We start from the raw sequence: 20649 nt of genomic DNA on the forward strand, positions 1-20649 counted from the left end.
TCACTGATCCCTCCGGAGTCGCCGCTCTCCGCTACAATCAACAGTATCTCCCAACTATCAAATGAGGTAATGGAAATGATGATGAAGAAGAAGCAAATCAAAGAACGGGAACAGATGGAGCTGCTTACAATCTAACTGTTAGTTCCGCAAGACCATCTGGTCCGTAAATTAGAGGCAGCAATTTATTTTCCTTCATTTATCCATTGGTTGGAGATTTATATTCCCTATTAAGGAGACCTATCATAGATCCTGTTGTACTCAATAAAATGTCAATCATTCAATGCCCTAAGCCCTCTTAGGATTGTCAACGCATACCATACTTCTCCTTGGCATCGACAAGGACTCGTTCACTGACTCTTTACATTTCAAATTGGCTTCTCAAGTCTTCTGTTACATCTAGTTAGTCTTGCCAACTGGAAATGAAGCCCCACAATTGCATTCTTTGCTTGTATGATGCGAATGTGTCATAAGACATTCAGTTGATTGAAGTGCAGGACGGCGACTCCTGGGGATCAGCGCAGCGCGAAGACCCCGCAGAAGCAAAGCGACGAGGAGGCTGAGGGCAAGCCCCCGGAAAGCGCCCGTCCGGAACGGAGATCAACGGCCTGTTATCCTTCATTTTCAGAGTCAACGATGCAAAAAGACAAAAGGGATGGAAATCAGCTCGATTCCCATCTCTTTTGTCTAAAGTTTAAGGCAGAGCGCATATGCACTTTGCCTTTTCTTTGTTTAATTACAGAATTGAAGTAGTCATAAGGATCATGGACATGAAGAAAATGGTCATGTAATTCACGGAGTATAAGAACATCCATTGTGCCCATTTGTAATCATTTTTCATGAATAATCCCGCTAGAGCAAGGATGAAGAAACCGATGTTCATAGCGGTCGTTAACAACATGAATCCTGTACCGAAGGCTGCCAAGAAAAATGGTAATGGCAACAAACATGCAGTATAGACGATAGACTGACGCTTGGTCATAGGTATTCCTTTAACCACCGGGAGCATCGCAACTCCTGCAGCGCGATATTCATCCACTTTCTTTATAGCGATTGCGAATGTGTGAGGCATTTGCCAAATGAACAACACAATTGCCAAAACAATCGGTACCATGTGATAAGACGGTCCTACTGCTGCCCATCCGATAAGTGGAGTGACTGCGCCTGACACACTCCCGATAACTGTATTGAGTGTGTACTTCCGTTTAGACCACATCGTATATAAGACGACATACGTAAACCAGCCTATAAACCCATAAATTGCAGCGCCTGGTGCAGCAGCATATAACAGGATTACACCTAATACAGACAACCCAATCCCAATTTTAAGGATGGTAGCCATAGAGATATTGCCGGTTACGGTAGGTCGTTTTTGTGTACGTGCCATTACCCGATCCAGGTCAACTTCGTACCAGTTATTTAGCGTAAGTGCCCCCGCCATTAGCATCGTGCTACCTGCCATCGTTAAGAAGAAAAGTGACATATATTCCGCAAATGTACCACCATAGAAATAGATAGCAAGCCAGAATCCTGCAAAAACAGGAAGAATATTCGCTATTAACACAGGGCCTTTAAATAAATATTTTAAATCACTAGCAAGCGTCGACGCATGCTGTTCTTTTTCGAGCGTTCGCTCCATTGTTTTTTGCATAAAGTCGCATCCTTTAAAGAATGATAAGAAGTTAGAAGACAATATTTCCTTCATACTACTATATCACCTTTTGGACAGAAACAGTAAGACATGAATTGAAGAAAATGTGACATTTCTCTATAACCCTGTATCTTTCAATGGTATGCAATATCTTCCAGATTTGTTTAGTTAACGAAAACTATACGTTACATTAACACTCGCTTGTATTTCTAATGTTCCCGGTTCAATTCGAGGAGCAGCGCTCATTTTTGCCATTTGAACTGCGAATGGTCTAGCTTCACTTTGTACACCTTCTTGAATAGTTACAGGTACAAGATTCAGTACAACGTCAGCCGCTTGTGCAAGCGCTTGAGCATGTGCTTGAGCATTTCCAACCGCTTTACTTAATGCCTGTTCATAAAGATCTGATGAATTTTCGATTCCGAACTGAATTGAAGACACATCAGTTGCACCTGACTGTACCGCAGCGTCAATGACTTCCCCAACAGTCAAAATATTTTTCACAGTCACACGGAGCTGATGCTGGACTTCGTAATCTCGAAAACGTTGTTGACCGTCGATGTAATCATATTGGGGAGATACTGTATAAGATAAGGTCTGAATTTCGTTGTCCTGTATTCCTAATGTGGAAAGTCGATCAATTACTGACTGCGATCGTTTAGTATTCTCGGCTTGGGCATCAGCTAATTGTTCTGAATGCGTTGTAATTCCAAGCTGGACCGTGACTAAATCAGGTTTTCCCGTTACATTGCCAGTTCCTGTTACAACCATCGTCTGACGTTGTTGCTCACTCATGTCTTTTCATCCTTTCCATGTCTTCGCATACCTGTTTTCTGTGTTCATCTATTCTATTCAACTCTGATGAAATCCGTTTTCCCGATTCGATTCAGGGAATAAGAAAAATAATTGAAAGGAGTCGTTAAAATTGAAAAACACTACTACTGTTGCACACACAGATTGGGGTAAATTAGCGCGAAATATTTTAGTTCCCGTAATTGGAGGATCAATAGCTGGTTGGCTAGCGAATCGAAATACTCAAAAGCAGTATTCTCAACTGAAAAAACCGTCGTTCAGCCCGCCCCCTTCTGTATTTCCAATCGCATGGACTACTTTATATGGAGTGATGGGCTATGCCAAATATCGCGCTGAACAACATTCAAATCCTAGGGAAAAAAGAAAGGTGCTGACTCCCTATGAGCTACAATTAGGTCTTAACTATATTTGGTCCTTTCTCTTCTTCAAATGGAACTTGCGTGGAACTGCTCTTATTGAAATGACAGCTTTGTTTGCCATGATTTCGTTAACCGCTTATGAATTCAACAAGGTTGACAAAATGTCAGGGAAATTACTCGTTCCTTATATAGGCTGGGTTTCGTTTGCATGGGCTCTAAATTATTCAATTTGGAAACTGAACAGATAATGATTTACAAGCTTTTTCTTCTTTCAGGATAAGTCCCCTTCAATTATGGGTATAGAACGCTTAAGAACTACAGCACTCTATATTGAATACAAGGGGTTATGCTTATGAAATGGCGCGGACGAAGAGAAAGTACGAATGTAGAAGATCGACGTGGTAAAGGTGGAACAGTCATCATTGGTGGAGGAATAGGAACCGTTGTCATTGCACTCGTTGTTCTATTTCTAGGCGGTGATCCGTCTGAACTGCTTGGTACTCTCTCTGGTAAAGAGACGGCTCAGACCCAACCTTATGAAGAAACTGCTGATGAACGTGAGCTGGCAGACTTCGTCTCAGTTGTTCTTGCTGATACGGAAGATGTGTGGTCCGAAGTATTTGCTGAAGAAGGCATGACCTATGAAGACCCAACACTGGTTATGTATACAGGTAGCGTCCAGTCCGCTTGCGGATCAGCCAGTTCAGCAATTGGCCCTTTCTACTGTCCAGGTGACGAGAAGTTATATATCGATTTAAGTTTTTATGATGAGCTAAAATCGAATTTCCAAGCCCCCGGTGACTTTGCGATGGCTTACGTCATTGCTCATGAAGTCGGACACCACGTTCAAAAACAGCTTGGGACAAGTGATAAAATGGATGCTCTACGAAATCGTTTAAGTAAAGAGGATTATAACAAATACTCAGTGAGACTTGAATTGCAGGCTGATTATTATGCTGGCGTCTGGGCGGGTCGCGCGAAACAAAAGAATTTGCTAGAAAAAGGTGATTTGCAAGAAGCGTTGACAGCAGCGAGTGCTGTCGGTGACGATACAATCCAAAAACGCTCCCAAGGATATGTTGTCCCTGAAAGCTTTACGCATGGAAGTTCCAAACAACGTCAAGATTGGTTCTATAAAGGTTTTGAAACTGGTACGATTGAAGGCGGTAATACATTTGCAGGATTGAATTTCTAAAATCCTAACTAAAAACGTTCGAACCTGTCAAAGTAGAGACAGATTCGAACGTTTTTTATCGACTGGGTTTGACGATGTGTGCATATGGATTATGAGTCCCGTCCAGTAAATCTTTAATGATTGAAGCACCTGCCATTGAATAACATGTCCCATTGCCTTCAAATCCAAGCAAGTAATAGACATTGTCTTGATGAGGAGCAGCCCCCATGAATGGTAATCCATCTTTTGAAATGCCGAACAACGAATTCCATGCATCATCAATTTGAACATCTAAGTGTGGAAACATTTCTTTTATTTCATCTAAAATTTCCTGACCTTTTTGTTGGATAAATTCCGGATCATCATACAACTCACTCGATTCTTCGTCTAAACCTCCTGCAATCATTCTGCCACCTGGAGCGGTTCGGAAATATAGATATGGCTTTTTGGTTTCCCACACCATCACGCTATCTTTCCAAAATTCCCCTTCTATCGGTTTTGTCGCAATCGCAAATGTCTGATTGATTTGCGCTTTGCCGTTCAGCTCGCTGTATAGCTTGCTGTACCCGGTTGCGATAATAATCGAGTCGAATGAAATCTTAGCACCAGATTCCGTCATGATTGCACTTTCAGACAAGGAATCCATATTAACTGATGTATGTTCGAAATATGTAACGCCCATTTTTAAATTTTCTGCAGTCAACGCTTGTATGAATTGGTAAGGATTCACTTCAGCATCGTGCCAAGTACGCAATGCTGCTGGTTTGTCAATTCCATATTCCTCAATCAACTTCTTATGATCTAAATACTCTGCTGGGAAGTCGTATTTTTTTAAGTAGCTATACTCCCTTTTCAATTTATCTACATCTTTAGGTGTTGATGCATAATAAATACTGTCGCGCAAACGATACCCAGTGGTTTCAGGTAATGTTGAAGCAACCTGTGTTAGCTCATCCATCGATTCCAAGCACATTTTGTAAAATGATACAGCGTCTTTTTCACCGATCCTATCTACAAATTCAGAGAGCATCGTGTCACTTGCATACTGAAGAAGTCCAGTATTGGCAGAACTACTTCCTCTTCCAATTTCGCTACGGTCAATAACCGTCACCTGCTTGCCTGCAGAAGCTAGCTTATACGCAGCTAATGTTCCAGACATTCCCCCACCTATAATCACAATATCTGCGTTGAGATTTACTTCAAGTGAAGGGAATTGCGAAGTTGGTTTTGCTGTTTTATCCCAATATGTTTGTCCTGTTGTCAGTTTCATAAGTATCTCCCTCTAGTTTCACGTTCAACTCTAACGACTATTCCCGCTTATGGAGTGATCACAAACCTGGAAAGATAAAAATAATTACTGAAACTTTCTACGTCTCATTGACAACTGTTCCACGACAATCGCTACAATCGTCCCTGTAATTAATCCATTTGATAATACGGAAGCGAGAACTGCCGGCAATTGAGCAAAACTTGTTGAAGGCACAAACATAATTCCTACTCCTGTCATCAGTCCAATAGCTACGGCTTTTCGTGCACGATCTTTTTCAGGATCCTCATCTAGTTCTGAAAATGCCATTGACACCATCTTTGTGAAGATAGCAAACGTCACGGCATATGCAACAGGTGCCGGCAACGCTGCAAATACTGCCATTATAGCTGGGAAGAACGTAATTGCAACAATTAAGGCGCTCCCTACGATGAATGGCAAAATGGATGCCATTCCCGTTGTTCCAACAAATCCTGCAGCACCCGAAATTGGTACTGGACCAATTGCAGAAAAAACACCTGAAAGTAGATGGTTAATACCTGAAACAAAAGAGCCTTGACGAACACGATCTTCTACTTGCATGGAAAACTTTTGTTTAAGCAAATTTTCCATGACACGAATGGAAGCTAGCATATTTGCGATTAACAACAGTGTTATGAAAACAGCTGTGACTGCAACACCACCATCCCAAACAGGTGGTCCGTAGACAAACATTTTTGGCAGTTCAATGATATGGTCGGAGACGATTCCAACGCTAGGAGCACGACCAAGAACTGCAAAAATCACCCAACCAACAACAATAGAAAGCAACACAGCATATTTGGATACCCGTTCTCTTTTGTTGCCCATCGCAACGAACGTGATGATCAGCACAAGTAAACTACCTAAGACAACACGCAAATCAATCACATCTTCTGGAGTTTCCACACCTACCATGCCTTTTATAAACGTTCCACTCAATTGCATTATTAGCAACATCAAATACGTAAACGTGATAGCAGGTGTGAATAGTTTCTTCATCTTTGTGATGACGCCTGTTGCTGCGAGGATGATAAACAATACCCCACTGTACAGCATGCCACTTTGGAGTGCCTGCAATGCATCATCGGGAGTGCTGTAAAATACACCAACCATACCGGCGTATACAACAAAGATTCCCCACCACAAACCAGCTGGTCCTTCATTAATCGGCAATTTATGGCCGATCAATGCTTGTAATAGACATGCAACTCCTAATACAAAAATAGTCCGTTGTAAAAACAGGGCGGTATCCCCTGAATCCATTCCAAATACGTGGGCAATTGCAATCGGTGCAGCGATTGAAGAAGCCATTAAAAATACTGCCCATTGTATGCCTCCTGCAAGTTGTTTCATATGCAATTCCTCCAATAAATCCGCTCAAATTTTTCGTTTCTCAGTATACCATGCAATTTGCCCTTTCGTTAGGTACACTTTAGATATGTATAGGTAGTTACTGCTTGAAATGAAGCGGTTGTGGGTACAAAATAAGTATAGAATGATCGAGAGGATGTTTGCTCATGGAATCCCAATTTGACGAAATGCGTCAGCGACTTCAACACATTGGTAATTTGTCCAATTATATTGAAGAGCTATTCACCAAACTTCCAGGTAATTTAATTTCCGAAAAACAACGAAAAAAAATGATGGAAATTATGATGAATGACGATGAACTACAAAACCTGTTGGAAGGTCTAAAAAATCCACGCCCCCCTCGTTTTGTATTAGTCGGTAGGACAGGCGTCGGAAAAAGCAGTCTTATTAACGCGCTGAGTGGTCGTTATCTAGCTGAAGTGAGTGAAGTGGAGATTGGCACGAAGGAAGCAAAGCGCTATGCCTATGAGGCAGATGGGCATGTTTACTTTGAAGTGATTGACACTCGCGGTATTGGAGAATCAGAATCATTCGATACAAAAGCTGAGGATACATTAAAAGACGTCATACAATCATTCGAGCCGGATGCCGTCCTATTTTTACAAAAAGCGACGGAACGGGCTCATATCGATAAAGATGTTGCTGTGACGAAAAAAATCATGAAAAAAGCAGCCGAAGGACTTCCACTGATTGCAGTCATTACACAAGTAGATGACTTGAATCCCTCTCGTGTGAAAGAACCTGAAAACTATCCTGCAGCAAAAACTCAATTGATAACCGAAAAAACCGAGCAGCTAAAACGGATTTTTGAACAGAATGATCTGGCAGCTTCCGCGTTTCTACCCGTTTCATCCTACATTGAATGGTCTGATGTAGAGGATGACAATCGCTCAATCGAATTTGATGGACGTTATGGAATCGAGGAACTGATCGATTTTTTAGAAGACAGCCTGGACATCCGGGCAGCCATACATCTGGGGTTATCGATTCGACTGAACACCATTTCTGAACGAATTGCATTGCGTTTCATAAAAGTCTTCACTGCGTTAGCTGGAACGGTCGCACTGAGTCCGCTAATTGCGACGGACATCGCTGTTTTGCTTGCATTACAATCGATATTGCTCATGATTATAGCCTATTTGTCTGGTCGTGAACTTGACTTTAAAACTGCGCGCGAAGTTCTCGTATCTCTAGGTGGTATTGGCGCAACCGGTTTTACATTGCGCATGATTGCCCAACAAGGGAGTAAATTTGCGAATCTCGTCATTCCTGGTGCCGGTTCTGCAATTAGTGCAAGTATCGCAAGCGGAGGTACGTATGCGATCGGAAAAGCCGCTGTTGCTTACTTTTTGCGTGGAGCTGATGAAAAAGAGTTAAAGGCCATCGTGAAAGATGCACGTCATGAATATGAAGGAGATATGTAAAAAAGGATGAGCACAATGCTCATCCTTTTGTTTGTTAAAACGTGATTGTTTGAGGTTCTTCACCTTTTTTGTTCATCACCCGAATGGAATCCGGTACTACTTTTAAAATGACTAAGTCCGGATCTTCTGGTCCAGTGAACCAAGGTTTCATGTGTTCATTCCAAACCTTTTCCTTTAATCGCTCTTCTTCAGAAATCGTGACAGTCCCTGCTATTTCTAAAAAAGCATCCCCATATCCTTCGTCATTGTACCCAAGTAAGATATATGTGTTTGGATTCTTCTCGAGCTCATCCACTTTTTCAGTTTTTTTAGATGTCGCTGTATAAAGGCTGAAGTCCTCATGATAAAACGTCATATATCTGCTAAAAGGCTTGTTCGCCTCTACAGTTGACATTGTTCCGATATGGCTGTTGTTCAAAATGTTTTGTGCAGTTTCTTTTGCATTCATGATACCCTCTCCTTTTTGTTCAGTTAACTTTAGTCTTCCTTCAATCGACCAAAACTAAACATGGAGCAGTAGTATTGTCATCATTTAGAAGGCGTAGCAAGAGTGATGACATAACCGATCCCAGCGCCAATAATTGCTGGTAAAAGCCAGCCAATCTGTTGCTCATACAGCGGTAAATGCTGAAGAATGTCCACAACTGGCTCAACCACGATTCCGCCACCGGCAAGACCATCAAAAATACTAACCAGTGCCGTACCAAATAAGGCAAGCACGTAAACAATTGGTCTTCTGCCAAAAGCATTGTCTACAAAGGATAACAACATTAAAACAATAGCGAGTGGATAGATCATCAACAGAACAGGGATAGAAAGTGAAATTAATTGAGTCAGCCCTACGTTTGCAACCACGGCACTAAACACTGCAAAAATCACGACAAATGTTTTATACGATAGAGCCGGCACTACTTGTGAGAAAAATTGAGCACAAGCAGAAACGAGACCCACGGAAGTGGTCAAACAAGCGAAAAGTATTGTAATGGCTAAGATAACAGGACCAAATGAACCATACAGCAATTCAGATGCAAGTGATAAAACGATACCTCCGTTTTCTTGAAGCCCGATTGCTTCGAGGCTTGTTGCCCCGATGAATCCTAAAGATATGTATACAAAGCTTAAGCCAATTGCAGCGACACTTCCAGCTACAATCATGGACTTCATAAGGCCTTTAGAGGTTTTTACACCTTCAGCATGAATGGCCGCCGTAATGACACTACCAAAAATAAGCGCCGCGATGACATCCATCGTTAAATATCCTTCAACAAAGCTTTTGAAGAAAGGATGTGTGCCAAACGTTTCATCTGGACGATTAATAGCACCAATTGGATCTACAAAGCTCTTGATAGCAAGAAGTGCAATTACCAAGAACAAAATTGGTGTTAAATACTTACCAATACGGTCTACAAGTTTTGCAGGGTTTAATGCCAGACCTATAGTAATCGCAAAAAACAGAATACTAAATACAAGGAGTGGCCATTGTGCAGTAGCTACTTCACCAGACAAAAATGGTGAGATACCAATTTCGTACGAAACGGTAGCCGTCCTTGGAATTCCAAAAAAAGGACCTATTGCCAAATACACAATCATAGTGAATATTAAACCAAAAGTGGGATGAACACGATCTGCGATTGAGCGTAAATCACCACCTGCGTGTGCTATTGCCAAAATCGCTAAAAGCGGTAGGCCAACGCCTGTAATTAAAAAACCAAACATTGCTAGCGCCAAATCGCTTCCTGCTAATTGACCTAGTTTTGGGGGGAAAATAATATTTCCAGCGCCCAGGAACAAAGCAAATAGCATGAGACCGATTATGAAATTCTTTTTAAACGTCAATACTGTCACAACTCCTCAAGGAACTTTACATAAATGGATTCGCCGATCTATTCTCAATTAGAGCGTAACAAACATTCAGCGAATTATAAAGGATTTTGTCGAAATCTTATTGGATATAGGTAAAATGGAACCAATTAGTTGCCTTCTAGAACCCGGCTCGTTAAAATGCTTTATTGGTAATACTATTACGGAGGTCATTTAAAATGAAAAAATTACTACTTGTAGGGGCGTTGACCATCATGCTAGCGGGTTGTACGAGTAATGAGCCTGCACAAGAGCCTGATGCACCTGACGAAAACACAAATTCGTTGGAAGAGAACTCAGTCAACACTGCCCCAGAAGACAATAACGCCGCGGAAGAACAAGCTTCTGAAACAGATGCAAAGAATAGTGAGCTTACAACCTACGAAGAGTACAGCAAGATTGCAGAAGTTGCGGATGTGAATGATCTCAAAGGAATAGTGGAGTCCGATAACCCAGGAACTCGCGTGATTCTCTTTGAAGATGAAAGCGGCAAAAAAAAGGTAAAAAGTGTCTATGTCAAAAAAGAAAATCGTTTGAAAGTGATTTCTTTAGACGACGACGGTTTGTTATATAATGACATCCTTAAATAACACATAGGAAAGCCCATTCGCTCTTAATAGCGAATGGGCTTTTTAGCATCTTATTTCAAATACCGTCGAGCTCCTGAGAATTCGGTGCGATATGGCTCTGCATCTATCGATATGATTTCGACTGTTTTCTTCGGATTTGGGGAATGAATCATTTTACCATTTCCGATATACATTCCGACATGATGTACGGACCCTTTACCTTTATTGTAAGCAAAGAACAATAGGTCACCTGGTTGAAGTTGACTCTTCTTTACAGCTGTTCCATGTGTAGCTTGAACACTCGCATCCCTAGGAATATCGATGCCATGCTGTCTATAGACTGAGTACGTGAACCCTGAGCAATCCAGACCAAACCCTGAAGTACCAGCCCATAAGTATGGTAGTCCGTTAAACTTTTTCGCAGTTGTTATTATGTCCTGCGATGTTGGTGCAGGAAGTTTACTACCTTTTTGAAGCACATTTACATCTTGTTTACGTACATATTTGGCCCCATCTGTTGCCGTCTGAACTTTTACCCAATCCCCTTTTTCTTCGAGAACTGGAAGAATCGTGTTGAAACTAATTTCCATGAACGGTCTAGCAGTGGTTTCATCGTGATATAAGTTTGCAATTGGCGCTTTCACCATAGCAGTTGCACACTGTCCATAATCCGCATATGACTCTTTAATGTGAGACACAGGAACCCAACCTGGATAGCCGGCTTTGTTTTTAGGAGAAAACTGATCTTTTACAGCTATTTGCATCCATTTCCCTGAAGTCTTAAGTACAACTACCTCTTGTCCGTAGAGCGCTTGTGTTTCTGTTTTACCGACTAACCATTGTTTCTGTGGGATATTCATCGTTTTCGTCCATTTTCGAATATCCGTTGGTGCAGAAACAGCTGGTCTGTCAATGAGTCTAGCTGCATTAGGTGCTTTCCATAGAGTCGTAACCGCCACATTTACATGATACGTCTTTTTCGCCGCGGGGTTCAAACACGTTAATGCTTCTTGAAATTCCGGATTCAATATTCGCGCAAGGAAAATTCCGAAATGGGCACGTGTTAATGTCATCGTAGGTTTGAACGTATGATCCGGATAACCGAATGTGATGTTGTTGGCAAATAGAATACTGATTGATGGTGCAGCAAAACTTTTTACATTCACATCTACAAACTGAAACTTTTTTGAGCTGTTAGGCTGTTGTAGATCGAAAGCACGCACAAGTATTGCTGCCATTTCAGCACGTGTTAACAAAGCATTTGGATTGAATTCCTTTTTCAAATTCCCAACCATAATGTTTTCGTCTACAACGGTTGCAATGATGTCATAACCAGCAGATCCTTTTTTCACATCTATTACCTGTGGGTCAGGACGATTTGTTGTGTCGAGTTTGAGTGCTCGAACAAGCATTGCAGAAGCTTCTAATCTTGTAATGGATTGGTTGATGCCATAAGCAACTGAAGGACCTGAAGTGACAATGCCTTGTTCAGCTAGAAATTCAAGTTCAGCTTTTGCTGCATATTGGTCACCGACGTCACTGAACACCTTCCCTGCCGATGCTGGATTGGCAATTGAAAACATGAGCGCAACGATAAGAAATGGGAATAGGATTTTCTTGATCATTAGAAGCCTCCTGATAGGTTTTATACCTATACCGTACACGAACCAGAGGCTTCTGTATAGACATTTTTCAGAAAATAATCATTTCATTTTCATTCTAAAATCGCAAGGAGACGACCCACTTCTCTTACTCCGATTTCTTGCCATTTTGATTTATCTGGAATTCTTCCGTCCTTATCGAGAGGTTCCTGGAATTGGTTGAATGTCGATGTCAAAAGTGAATTTTCTTCCGAGTCAAATCCAACATTGATGACATGCTTAATGATATAAGGCGTTTTAAACTGAATGGACGCATTGTCTTGGTCCAACATGCCTGCAATGACATCAAATGGTGCACGGATATAAATAGTCTCCCCTTCTTCCCGGTTCAAAATCCTGTCAAAATATCCGGTGTGGTAGTCCCAGTTCCCTCCGAGATGATAGCCAGATTCTTCGAGTCGATTTTGCATGACACCAAATTGTGTCTTTCTACCTTCAAGCCCTGTCTTTAAACGTATCATAATGAGCACTCCTTTTTTCGCAAGTTACTCTTAGTGTCACCTTCTAAATTCGTTTCATACTCACGATGGAACTGTAAAAAGAAACTGTGCTATAATTATTTTGTGACCAGGTATTGATACTGACTGCTAACTAAAAAATATAATAGAACGATTTCAAGGGGGCCACTGAATCATGGAAGATTTATTGAAACTTAAAGGGAAAAATATTGTTGTTATGGGTGTTGCGAACGAGAGAAGTCTTGCTTGGGGAATCGCGAAAACACTTTTTGAAGTAGGTGCAAATGTCATTTTCACTTATCGTAAAGAGCGTTCTCTTGCTAAGCTTGAAAAGGCACTTGAGAAGAATGAATTGACGGCTCGTTTGGTTGCAGAATGTGATGTGAACGAGGATGAAAGCATTCGTGCTGCGTTTGAAAAGATTGGTACTGAAGTTGGTGTAATTCACGGTGTGGTTCACTCTGTCGCGTTTGCACACGCGGAAGATCTGCATAATGATTTTGTGGAAACTTCACGTGACGGCTATGCGTTTGCACAAGATACGAGTTCGTATTCACTTGTTGCCACTGCTCGTGAAGCGCGTCGTTATATGACCGAAGGCGGTTCAATTATTACCATGAGCTATCTTGGAGCTGAACGAGTTTTGGATGGCTATAATGTGATGGGTGTTGCTAAAGCAGCGCTTGAGGCGTCTATGCGTTATTTAGCACACGATCTTGGGAAAGAGAACATTCGTGTGAATGCGGTGTCGGCTGGAGCGGTTCGTACGTTGTCTGCGAAAGGGGTTCCTTCGTTTAACACGATTCTTCATGAGATTGAAGAAAAGGCGCCGTTACGTAGAAACATTACGTTGGAAGAAGTGGCGAAGATGAGCATGGTGATGTTGAGTGATTTGTCTAGTGGTGTAACTGGCGAAGTGGTTTATGTGGATGCTGGTTATCACATTATGGGGTAATTGGTTAATTTAAAGATTTTAAAAGGCTGTGCAGAGGTCAGTGTTACTGATTTCTGGACAGCCTTTTTCTTGAAAAGAGTAAAATTAGACGGTGTTGATTTCCGTTACAGGTGGACGCTTTCCAGGGGGCTTGATTTCAGCCTCCTCGGCGCTTCGCTTCTGCGGGGTCTTCAACCTTCGCTTATCCCCTAGGAGTCGCCACCTTTCACTCCAATCAACGAAGTGTTAGAGAAATCATCTAGTTCATTATCACTTCAAAGAGGGCATGAAGATAAACTCATTGACCCACTTTCATAAATTTCTTTGTGCCTTTGTTTAGGATTTCGTCGTAGTCGATGTAGGCGAATACGTCTTCTTCTATGGAGTTACTGAAGTTTTTGAGTTCGGCGATTGTAAGTTCTTCAATGCCTTTTTTCTCTTGTTCGCAATAGATGATGAGGCGACCGACGATGCTGTGGGCGTCTCGGAATGGTGTGCCTTTGCTGACGAGGTAGTCGGCGACTTCTGTTGCGTTCAGGAATCCGGCTTTGACGGCGTTACGCATTTGGTCGGCGTTGACTTGCATTGTATCAATCATGCTGGACATGATGTCGATGCAATCGATGACGGTATCCACTGCATCGAAGAATTGTTCTTTGTCTTCTTGCATGTCTTTATTGTACGCGAGTGGCAATCCTTTAAGTGTTGTTAATAACGCGAATAGCGAGCCGTAGACGCGACCCGTTTTTCCTCGGATCAGTTCGGCAGCATCCGGATTCTTTTTCTGTGGCATAATGCTGCTGCCTGTTGAAAATGCATCCGACATCGTGACGAACTTGAATTCTTGGCTGCTCCAAAGAATAAGCTCTTCACTTAAGCGGCTTAAGTGCATCATAATGATAGAGAAATCGGACATAAGTTCTAAAAGATAGTCTCTGTCACTGACGCCGTCGATATAATTATCTACCGGCTTTGCAAAGTGAAGGAGTGCTGTTGTTACATCACGGTCAATTTCATGTGTGGTTCCTGCCAAAGCACCACAACCTAATGGGTTTTCATCCATAAGTTCCGCAGCGTTTTCAATTCGTTTCTTATCACGCGAAAACATTTGGACATATGCACCAACGTGATGGCTGAACGTGATGACTTGTGCTCGTTGGAGATGTGTATATCCAGGCATAATGACATCATTTGCTTGTCCTTTTGCAGTTAAGGAATCCATCAGGTTTTGCAGCAAATCTGATACTTCCTTCGCTTTAGCTTTTGCATACAGTCTCATATCGACTGCGACTTGGTCATTTCGGCTACGTGCGGTATGCAGTTTTTTCCCTGTTTCTCCGATTCGCTCAGTCAGTTGGACTTCGACGAACGAATGCACATCTTCATAATCCCCTTCTACTAATAACTTTCCAGAAGAAATATCATTTTGAATCTCTTCCAATCCATTGAGGAGCAGTTCTCCCTCTTCAGGTGTCAACAAATCACAGTGGACCAGCATAGCCACATGTGCAAGACTCCCAGCGATATCCTGTTCAATTAAACGGTTGTCTACAGGCAAAGACGTATTAAATTGTTCCATGCGCTCGTGTTCTTTAGAAGAAAATCTTCCACCCCAAAGTTTCATGTAGCTCAGCCTCCATCAGTATGTATAATTATTATAATAGATGAATTATAATTCATAACTATCCTTTTTGCAATCTTCTCTACCCAGCTTCTCAGCTTGTATTGTGTTTGTCAAAGAGGTATACTTATTGGTACGCAACTAATGTGAAGCGAGTGATATCTATGTATACTATGCTGATTAATGACCAATCCTATAAATTTTCTATCCAAACCCCTGACCAAAATACGTCAGGGGTTTTTGTTTCCCCTCTGCAACTTTATAAATTGGAGGTTATCTGATTATGACGAACACGACACACTCATTATCTTCCCTAATTGCAATCTGGGTTAGTCTAATTAGCAACATCTTCCTTACCATCATAAAAATCATTGTAGGCTATCTATTTCATAGTCCAGTTTTGTTAGCAGATGGCTTTCACAACGCTGGCGATGTGGTAGCTTCTGCGGCAGCGTTAACCTCGATGCGCTTTTCCAAACGTCCGCCAGATGAAGATCATCCATATGGGCACGGAAAAGCAGAAGTTATCAGTTCCGCTCTCGTCGGGCTCATTTTAGGAGCAGCTGCCATTTACATCGCTATAGAAGCTATCTTCGCATTTTTCGAAGAGCCTGCTAAAGCGAGTGTTCTTGCATTGATCACGGCAATCGTTTCTATGCTTTGGAAGCAGGCACTCTATTTCTACACGATGCGAATCGGAAAACAAGAAAACAGTAAAGGCCTCATTGCTACAGCATACGATCACCTTGCGGATGTGTATGCTTCTCTAGCAGCTGTCGTCGGAATTGGGCTTGGACTAATCGGTTACCATTTTGACATTCCTGTTCTGTCCTATGGAGATCCACTTGCTGGACTAATTGTTGCCATTCTGGTGCTACGACTCGCAATCCATATTGGCAAAGAAGCGCTCGATATTTTAATGGAAAAAACCGTGAGTGAAGAACGGCTGATGTTGTTTAAACAGTTAATAGAAGAATTCCCCCAAGTAAAACGGGTTGACCGTCTTAGGGCGCGTGAGCATGGACATTATGTACTCGTAGATATTCGTATAAGTATTCCAGCCGAGCTCACGATTCAACAAGGACACGATGTGACAAGTGCTCTCAGGAATGCTATCAAGGACGCAAATCCCGATGTCGGTGAAGTCTTAATCCATGTTAATCCATGGTACGAAGAGATCGAGTGACTGTGGGTGTTCATATAAGGTATACTGAAGGGTATTGAAGGAGTTGGATTGAATGATTACTAAATGGATGAAAAATTATATCGCAGAACATGAGTCACAAGAAGGACTTCCGTTAAATCCACAGCAAAAGGAATTTCTAGAGAAGAAAGAGTTGCTTTCACCAGATATGAAAGTAATTGAAGCTCCCGCCTTCTCACCGATGTATAGTCTATCGAACAAAGAAACAGATGAGCCACTAGAAACACCTGCAAATACAGGCAATCTCGCTGTATCATTAGTGAAGACTCAACCTACTGCTTATCTATTTGCCGAAGACCCATCATTTGCGACAATTGGTATCGATGGAGTTGTTCTTGAAATGGATGATGTCTTCGAAACCGTCACTGCGTTATTCGGACTCCAGGTTCAGAAAAAGCATGGTGAATGGATTAAGAAATATATCGATGCACAACTGGGAACTGCACCAGGTACACGCAGTTTAATGTTCTCAGCTGATGATGGATTGTGGGACGTAAATATCGCACTAGATTATGTCGATGGTTTTTCTGTTACAAACACATTCGATGAAACGCTAAAACTCGTATACGAATTTGTCTTTAAAATGCTTGTCGCATTAGAGGATGAAGCGTGAATAAGGCAGCAGTCAATCATCTATACACGTATAGCCGACACACCGATGAAATAGAGTTGTGTCGACTTGAAATGCGCGCATTTTTCAATAAAGATACGCACGAGAACTTCATCTTCAGTGAAACCTGCATCGATCCAAGCCGAAGCCCTTTCATGAAAGAGCGGCTGGATGTGCTAATTACGTGCAATTCCATTCAGGAAGTTGCAGACTATGTCTCTACACTTACAGATGACGGACAACGTTTTCTTATTCGTTGCCTCAATACAATAGCACTAGGTGAAACTGCTAAAATTGCTCATCCCGATCGGCGAAAAGTTGAACGTTCAATTGGAATGGCCATGCAGGGAGAAGCCGACTTGTTTCAACCCGATATTTTGTACGGTGTTGTTCAGATTGGCCAGCAGTACCTGTTTGGCTATTTGACTGAGAGTGTATCAGTATGGAGAGAGCACGTTAAAAAGCCTGAAATGTATTCCACTGCACTTAGCACACGTGTCGCACGCGCGGTTTCGAATATCGCAGTACCAAATCCAGAAGGCGTGAAAGCGATTGACCCATGTTGCGGTATCGGTAACGTACTAGTTGAAGCGTTATCAATGGGAATTGACATGGACGGCCGTGACATCAACCCACTTGCAGTGCTTGGTTCACGAAAAAACATCGCGCACTTCGGATTAACAGGTGATGTGACGCCTGGACCAATTGAAGAAGCCCCCGGCCATTATGATGCCGCAATCATCGATATGCCGTATAACTTATATACACACGTCACTCGAGACCAGCAAGCCTCGATTTTACAGGCAGCCCGCACACTGACAGACAAACTCGTCATCGTCACGATAGAATCGATGGATGATTTACTGATAGACGCAGGTTTTGAAATATTAGATCGTTGTATTGCTAAAAAAGCACACTTTGAACGGGAAGTTGTTGTGTGTCGGTAAAATAGATTAGATTCAACAGCAAAACGAGCCTACCTAGGTATTTAGGTCGGCTCGTTTTGTCGTTTTCAGATCGAGCAGAACACTGTGTAAGAATGATATGTGGGCCCTAACAAACGGACCCTTCTCATCTTTCACAGGTACCTTTATGAGATACTAGTTCAAAATCGTTTATAGGTTGTATTCAAACAGGTATCAAAATAAAAATAGTAAGAAAAGGTTGATGTAAATTATTCCGCAGCTCCATCTTTAAGCCATTTCGCAGTCACTGTGTCTGCGTGTAGCATCTCTTCTGGTGTTCCTTCAAAAAGGACATGACCTCCCTTTTTCCCTCCTTCTGGACCCATTTCGATGACCCAGTCACTTGCCGCGATAAAGTCCAAATTGTGTTCGACGATGATAACAGAATTCCCATTGTTGACAAGGTTCTGAAAGACGTCTAACAGTTTGTCATTGTCTCTAGTATGCAATCCTAAAGATGGCTCATCCAGTAAATAGATTTGTCCTTCTTTTTTCAAGTGACTTGCAAGCTTGAGTCGTTGCAATTCTCCTCCACTTAGAGAACTTGTTGTCTGTCCTAATGTCAGATACCCTAATCCAACGTCTATTAGCGTATTTACCTTTTTCACGATTTTTGGCATTTTAAAATAGTTATTCGTTTCGTCTATCGTGAGATCTAAAATTCCAACTATGTTTTTACCCTCGTATTGATAAGACAAGGCTTCGTCTGAATATCTCGTACCTCCACAGGCTTCACATGTAACGGTCACTGGATCCGCAAATGCTACATCTGGTGTGGTAACTCCTTTTCCATCGCAGACAGGACACGCTCCTAAAGAGTTAAAGCTGAATAACCCCGCTGGCTGTCCAGTTGCTTTTGAAAAAATCGAGCGAATGTCATCCATGATTCCCATGTAGGTAGCTAGTGTCGAGCGGCTAGAAGTTCCGATACTGCCCTGCCCTACAGCGATCGTTTCCGGATACTTTTCTGTGAATGCTCCAAATAGTAAGGAGCTTTTACCGGAACCCGAAACTCCACATACAGCGACTAAGACATTTTCAGGGATCTCAACACTTACATTTTTCAAGTTATTATTAGTGGCATTTTGTATCGTAAAATACTTTCTTTCATTTCTTGGATTTTTATTTACAGTAAGCTTATGATCTAGTGTAGTTAAGATGGAAGCTTTTTTTAGACCTTCCAGTTCCCCTTGATAGACTACTTCTCCACCATGTACGCCCGCTCCTGGACCCATTTCAATGATTTCATCCGCTACTTTTATGACGGATAAATTGTGTTCGATGACAACTACGGTATTATGGTTATTTCTCAAGCTTTTTAGCATTTTGGTTAACATATCAATTTCTTCGGGATGAAGTCCAGCACTAGGTTCATCGAAAATATAGGTGATGTTATTTAGACTGCTCCCCAAATGACGAGCGATTTTGACTCGTTGTGCTTCCCCTCCGGACAGTGTGCCCATTTTTCTCGCCAAGCTCAAATATCCTAATCCTAAGTCAATGAGTTGTTTTACATTTGGAATCGCTTGTTGTGCAATCGATTTTCCTACTGGGTCCTTAATTTTCGACAGTTCACCCAGGAGTTCTATCAGTTCTAACTGGTCGTATTCTGCGATATTGAAGCCATTTATTTTGCATTCCAGAACTTTAGGGTTTAGACCTGAACCTTCGCAGTTCGGACATAATGTATGCGTGGACACGGCTAATACATCATCTTGAGAAGTCTGTTTTAGCTTGGTGACATCTCTATTTATATAAAGACGTGTGAATCTCGGCAGCAACCCATCCCACTCATGATCATGAGGACCGTCTTTCGTATGGAACGGCGCAAATACCCGTTCACCTTCAGGAGGACCATAAATCAATAAGTCGTACTTTTCCTTGGAATAGTCTTTAATCGGTTTATCAGGATCAAACAATCCGCCAGTCATCATCCATCTACCTTGCCAACCTGAAGGTGATAAAGGCTTAAATTTCACTGCATATTCTCGAAGTGACTTATTCAAATTGATAATCTTATTCAAGTCTGGGGCAATGACCTCTCCGTACCCATTACATTCCGGACATTTACCGAACGAACTCTGGCTAGAAAAATCGGTGGCAGAGCCTATCGGTGGACTGCCGATTCGGGAGAATAACAGTCGGATCAATGGATGGATGTCCATATAAGTTCCCACTGTGGAGCGTGAATTCCCGCCAACAGGCTTTTGCTCTACTACGACAACTGGGCTCAAGTGCTGCATCAGGTCAGCATGAGGTCTTTCATATCTCGGCATTTGATTTCTGACATATAGAGGATAGTTCAAAGTCATTTGTCGTCTGCTTTCCGTTGCTAATGTATCAAAAACAACGGAGCTCTTGCCTGATCCAGAAAGACCAGTAAATACATTAATCTTTTCTTTCGGTATATTTAAGTCCACATTCTTTAAATTATTTTCTTGTAGTCCTCTTAAAATGATTTCATCTCTTGTTTCTGACATTTCGTGATCCTCCCTTGTACGTTAAATCTTTTCACCTTGCACGTTATGTAAAAGTTCACAAAAAAATAGTCCTTCTCAATATACCAAGGAATGCTTCTTGTAATAGGTGGTTTCCCTGTTTTTTTGAACTTACACTAAACACGCTTATAAATGCTTATTCATGATTCAAGCCTGATATCCTGGGATCACAACTACCTGTTAAGATGAAAA

At 41.8% G+C, this 20649-nt stretch carries 18 protein-coding genes and 1 pseudogene; 9 read left to right on the forward strand and 10 right to left on the reverse strand.

Features of this window, described 5'->3' with window-relative positions:
• Positions 1 to 135: 135 nt before the first annotated feature.
• Positions 136 to 281, forward strand: a pseudogene (locus ACR65F_RS14245) (transposase); the annotation flags it as partial.
• A gap of 452 nt (positions 282 to 733) precedes the next feature.
• Here the strand turns inward: ACR65F_RS14245 and cyoE are convergent.
• Entirely contained in the window at positions 734 to 1648 is a 915-nt protein-coding gene (gene cyoE / locus ACR65F_RS14250; protein WP_052245713.1) for a heme o synthase, read from the reverse strand.
• Positions 1649 to 1816: 168 nt separating this feature from the next.
• Positions 1817 to 2443 carry an SIMPL domain-containing protein gene (locus tag ACR65F_RS14255; protein ID WP_440504802.1) on the reverse strand — a complete coding sequence of 209 codons (627 nt, stop codon included), beginning with the start codon at positions 2441 to 2443 and terminating at the stop codon, positions 1817 to 1819.
• 130 nt (positions 2444 to 2573) lie between these two features.
• On the opposite strand from ACR65F_RS14255, the gene ACR65F_RS14260 reads away from it, so the two are divergent.
• Both ACR65F_RS14260 and ypfJ read left to right on the forward strand, forming a co-directional pair.
• Complete coding sequence (locus ACR65F_RS14260; protein WP_440504803.1) at positions 2574 to 3068, forward strand: TspO/MBR family protein; 495 nt, start codon at positions 2574 to 2576, stop codon at positions 3066 to 3068.
• A gap of 104 nt (positions 3069 to 3172) precedes the next feature.
• Positions 3173 to 4015, forward strand: a complete 843-nt coding sequence (gene ypfJ / locus ACR65F_RS14265) for a KPN_02809 family neutral zinc metallopeptidase (RefSeq protein WP_440504804.1) — start codon at positions 3173 to 3175, stop codon at positions 4013 to 4015.
• Positions 4016 to 4070: 55 nt separating this feature from the next.
• Here ypfJ and ACR65F_RS14270 read toward each other — a convergent pair whose 3' ends face one another.
• Both ACR65F_RS14270 and ACR65F_RS14275 read right to left on the reverse strand, forming a co-directional pair.
• A complete protein-coding gene (locus ACR65F_RS14270) occupies positions 4071 to 5264 on the reverse strand; it encodes an NAD(P)/FAD-dependent oxidoreductase (RefSeq protein ID WP_440504805.1) in 1194 nt (397 codons plus the stop codon).
• 84 nt (positions 5265 to 5348) lie between these two features.
• Entirely contained in the window at positions 5349 to 6635 is a 1287-nt protein-coding gene (locus ACR65F_RS14275) for a purine/pyrimidine permease (protein WP_039041599.1), read from the reverse strand.
• Positions 6636 to 6799: 164 nt separating this feature from the next.
• Here ACR65F_RS14275 and ACR65F_RS14280 point away from each other — a divergent pair, with 164 nt between their 5' ends.
• The gene (locus ACR65F_RS14280) at positions 6800 to 8077 is read left to right on the forward strand and encodes a GTPase (protein WP_039041600.1); all 1278 of its coding nucleotides are present in this window, start codon (positions 6800 to 6802) and stop codon (positions 8075 to 8077) included.
• Positions 8078 to 8111: 34 nt separating this feature from the next.
• On the opposite strand, the gene ACR65F_RS14285 is transcribed toward ACR65F_RS14280, so the two are convergent.
• A complete protein-coding gene (locus tag ACR65F_RS14285) occupies positions 8112 to 8525 on the reverse strand; it encodes a pyridoxamine 5'-phosphate oxidase family protein (protein WP_440504806.1) in 414 nt (137 codons plus the stop codon).
• Between the two features lie 80 nt (positions 8526 to 8605).
• Positions 8606 to 9913 (reverse strand): branched-chain amino acid transport system II carrier protein, encoded by a 1308-nt coding sequence (gene brnQ, locus ACR65F_RS14290; RefSeq protein WP_440504807.1) that lies wholly within the window; start codon positions 9911 to 9913, stop codon positions 8606 to 8608.
• A 203-nt stretch (positions 9914 to 10116) separates the two neighbouring features.
• On the opposite strand from brnQ, the gene ACR65F_RS14295 reads away from it, so the two are divergent.
• The gene (locus tag ACR65F_RS14295) at positions 10117 to 10527 is read left to right on the forward strand and encodes a hypothetical protein (RefSeq protein ID WP_052245714.1); all 411 of its coding nucleotides are present in this window, start codon (positions 10117 to 10119) and stop codon (positions 10525 to 10527) included.
• A 50-nt stretch (positions 10528 to 10577) separates the two neighbouring features.
• On the opposite strand, the gene ACR65F_RS14300 is transcribed toward ACR65F_RS14295, so the two are convergent.
• Together ACR65F_RS14300 and ACR65F_RS14305 are read right to left on the reverse strand one after the other, a co-directional pair.
• Positions 10578 to 12131 carry an NlpC/P60 family protein gene (locus tag ACR65F_RS14300; protein ID WP_440504808.1) on the reverse strand — a complete coding sequence of 518 codons (1554 nt, stop codon included), beginning with the start codon at positions 12129 to 12131 and terminating at the stop codon, positions 10578 to 10580.
• Positions 12132 to 12220: 89 nt separating this feature from the next.
• On the reverse strand, positions 12221 to 12628 hold the full coding sequence (locus ACR65F_RS14305) for a YugN family protein (protein ID WP_039041604.1): 408 nt from the start codon (positions 12626 to 12628) through the stop codon (positions 12221 to 12223).
• Positions 12629 to 12800: 172 nt separating this feature from the next.
• Here ACR65F_RS14305 and fabI point away from each other — a divergent pair, with 172 nt between their 5' ends.
• The gene (gene fabI, locus ACR65F_RS14310; protein ID WP_440504809.1) at positions 12801 to 13580 is read left to right on the forward strand and encodes an enoyl-ACP reductase FabI; all 780 of its coding nucleotides are present in this window, start codon (positions 12801 to 12803) and stop codon (positions 13578 to 13580) included.
• A 277-nt stretch (positions 13581 to 13857) separates the two neighbouring features.
• Here the strand turns inward: fabI and argH are convergent, their stop codons facing one another.
• The gene (gene argH / locus ACR65F_RS14315) at positions 13858 to 15183 is read right to left on the reverse strand and encodes an argininosuccinate lyase (RefSeq protein ID WP_440504810.1); all 1326 of its coding nucleotides are present in this window, start codon (positions 15181 to 15183) and stop codon (positions 13858 to 13860) included.
• Positions 15184 to 15463: 280 nt separating this feature from the next.
• On the opposite strand from argH, the gene ACR65F_RS14320 reads away from it, so the two are divergent.
• The 3 genes from ACR65F_RS14320 to ACR65F_RS14330 are packed head-to-tail and all read left to right on the forward strand — an operon-like array spanning position 15464 to position 17941.
• On the forward strand, positions 15464 to 16366 hold the full coding sequence (locus ACR65F_RS14320) for a cation diffusion facilitator family transporter (protein WP_440504811.1): 903 nt from the start codon (positions 15464 to 15466) through the stop codon (positions 16364 to 16366).
• A gap of 52 nt (positions 16367 to 16418) precedes the next feature.
• A complete protein-coding gene (locus ACR65F_RS14325) occupies positions 16419 to 16997 on the forward strand; it encodes a hypothetical protein (RefSeq protein WP_440504812.1) in 579 nt (192 codons plus the stop codon).
• Entirely contained in the window at positions 16994 to 17941 is a 948-nt protein-coding gene (locus ACR65F_RS14330) for a TRM11 family SAM-dependent methyltransferase (RefSeq protein ID WP_440504813.1), read from the forward strand. The genes ACR65F_RS14325 and ACR65F_RS14330 overlap by 4 nt, the downstream gene beginning before the upstream one ends.
• 227 nt (positions 17942 to 18168) lie before the next feature.
• On the opposite strand, the gene ACR65F_RS14335 is transcribed toward ACR65F_RS14330, so the two are convergent.
• Positions 18169 to 20439 (reverse strand): ATP-binding cassette domain-containing protein, encoded by a 2271-nt coding sequence (locus ACR65F_RS14335; RefSeq protein ID WP_440504814.1) that lies wholly within the window; start codon positions 20437 to 20439, stop codon positions 18169 to 18171.
• Positions 20440 to 20649: the final 210 nt, after the last annotated feature.

The sequence above is a fragment of the Sporosarcina sp. SAFN-010 genome, assembly GCF_059415065.1.

Excerpts from the sequence above, each read along its gene's own strand:
- cyoE (WP_052245713.1), bottom strand. The coding sequence starts at position 1,648 with ATGCAAAAAACAATGGAGCGAACGCTCGAAAAAGAACAGCATGCGTCG.
- ACR65F_RS14255 (WP_440504802.1), bottom strand. The coding sequence starts at position 2,443 with ATGAGTGAGCAACAACGTCAGACGATGGTTGTAACAGGAACTGGCAAT.
- ypfJ (WP_440504804.1), top strand. The coding sequence starts at position 3,173 with ATGAAATGGCGCGGACGAAGAGAAAGTACGAATGTAGAAGATCGACGT.
- ACR65F_RS14270 (WP_440504805.1), bottom strand. The coding sequence starts at position 5,264 with ATGAAACTGACAACAGGACAAACATATTGGGATAAAACAGCAAAACCA.
- ACR65F_RS14275 (WP_039041599.1), bottom strand. The coding sequence starts at position 6,635 with ATGAAACAACTTGCAGGAGGCATACAATGGGCAGTATTTTTAATGGCT.
- ACR65F_RS14280 (WP_039041600.1), top strand. The coding sequence starts at position 6,800 with ATGGAATCCCAATTTGACGAAATGCGTCAGCGACTTCAACACATTGGT.
- ACR65F_RS14285 (WP_440504806.1), bottom strand. The coding sequence starts at position 8,525 with ATGAATGCAAAAGAAACTGCACAAAACATTTTGAACAACAGCCATATC.
- ACR65F_RS14295 (WP_052245714.1), top strand. The coding sequence starts at position 10,117 with ATGAAAAAATTACTACTTGTAGGGGCGTTGACCATCATGCTAGCGGGT.
- ACR65F_RS14300 (WP_440504808.1), bottom strand. The coding sequence starts at position 12,131 with ATGATCAAGAAAATCCTATTCCCATTTCTTATCGTTGCGCTCATGTTT.
- ACR65F_RS14305 (WP_039041604.1), bottom strand. The coding sequence starts at position 12,628 with ATGATACGTTTAAAGACAGGGCTTGAAGGTAGAAAGACACAATTTGGT.
- fabI (WP_440504809.1), top strand. The coding sequence starts at position 12,801 with ATGGAAGATTTATTGAAACTTAAAGGGAAAAATATTGTTGTTATGGGT.
- argH (WP_440504810.1), bottom strand. The coding sequence starts at position 15,183 with ATGAAACTTTGGGGTGGAAGATTTTCTTCTAAAGAACACGAGCGCATG.
- ACR65F_RS14320 (WP_440504811.1), top strand. The coding sequence starts at position 15,464 with ATGACGAACACGACACACTCATTATCTTCCCTAATTGCAATCTGGGTT.
- ACR65F_RS14325 (WP_440504812.1), top strand. The coding sequence starts at position 16,419 with ATGATTACTAAATGGATGAAAAATTATATCGCAGAACATGAGTCACAA.
- ACR65F_RS14335 (WP_440504814.1), bottom strand. The coding sequence starts at position 20,439 with ATGTCAGAAACAAGAGATGAAATCATTTTAAGAGGACTACAAGAAAAT.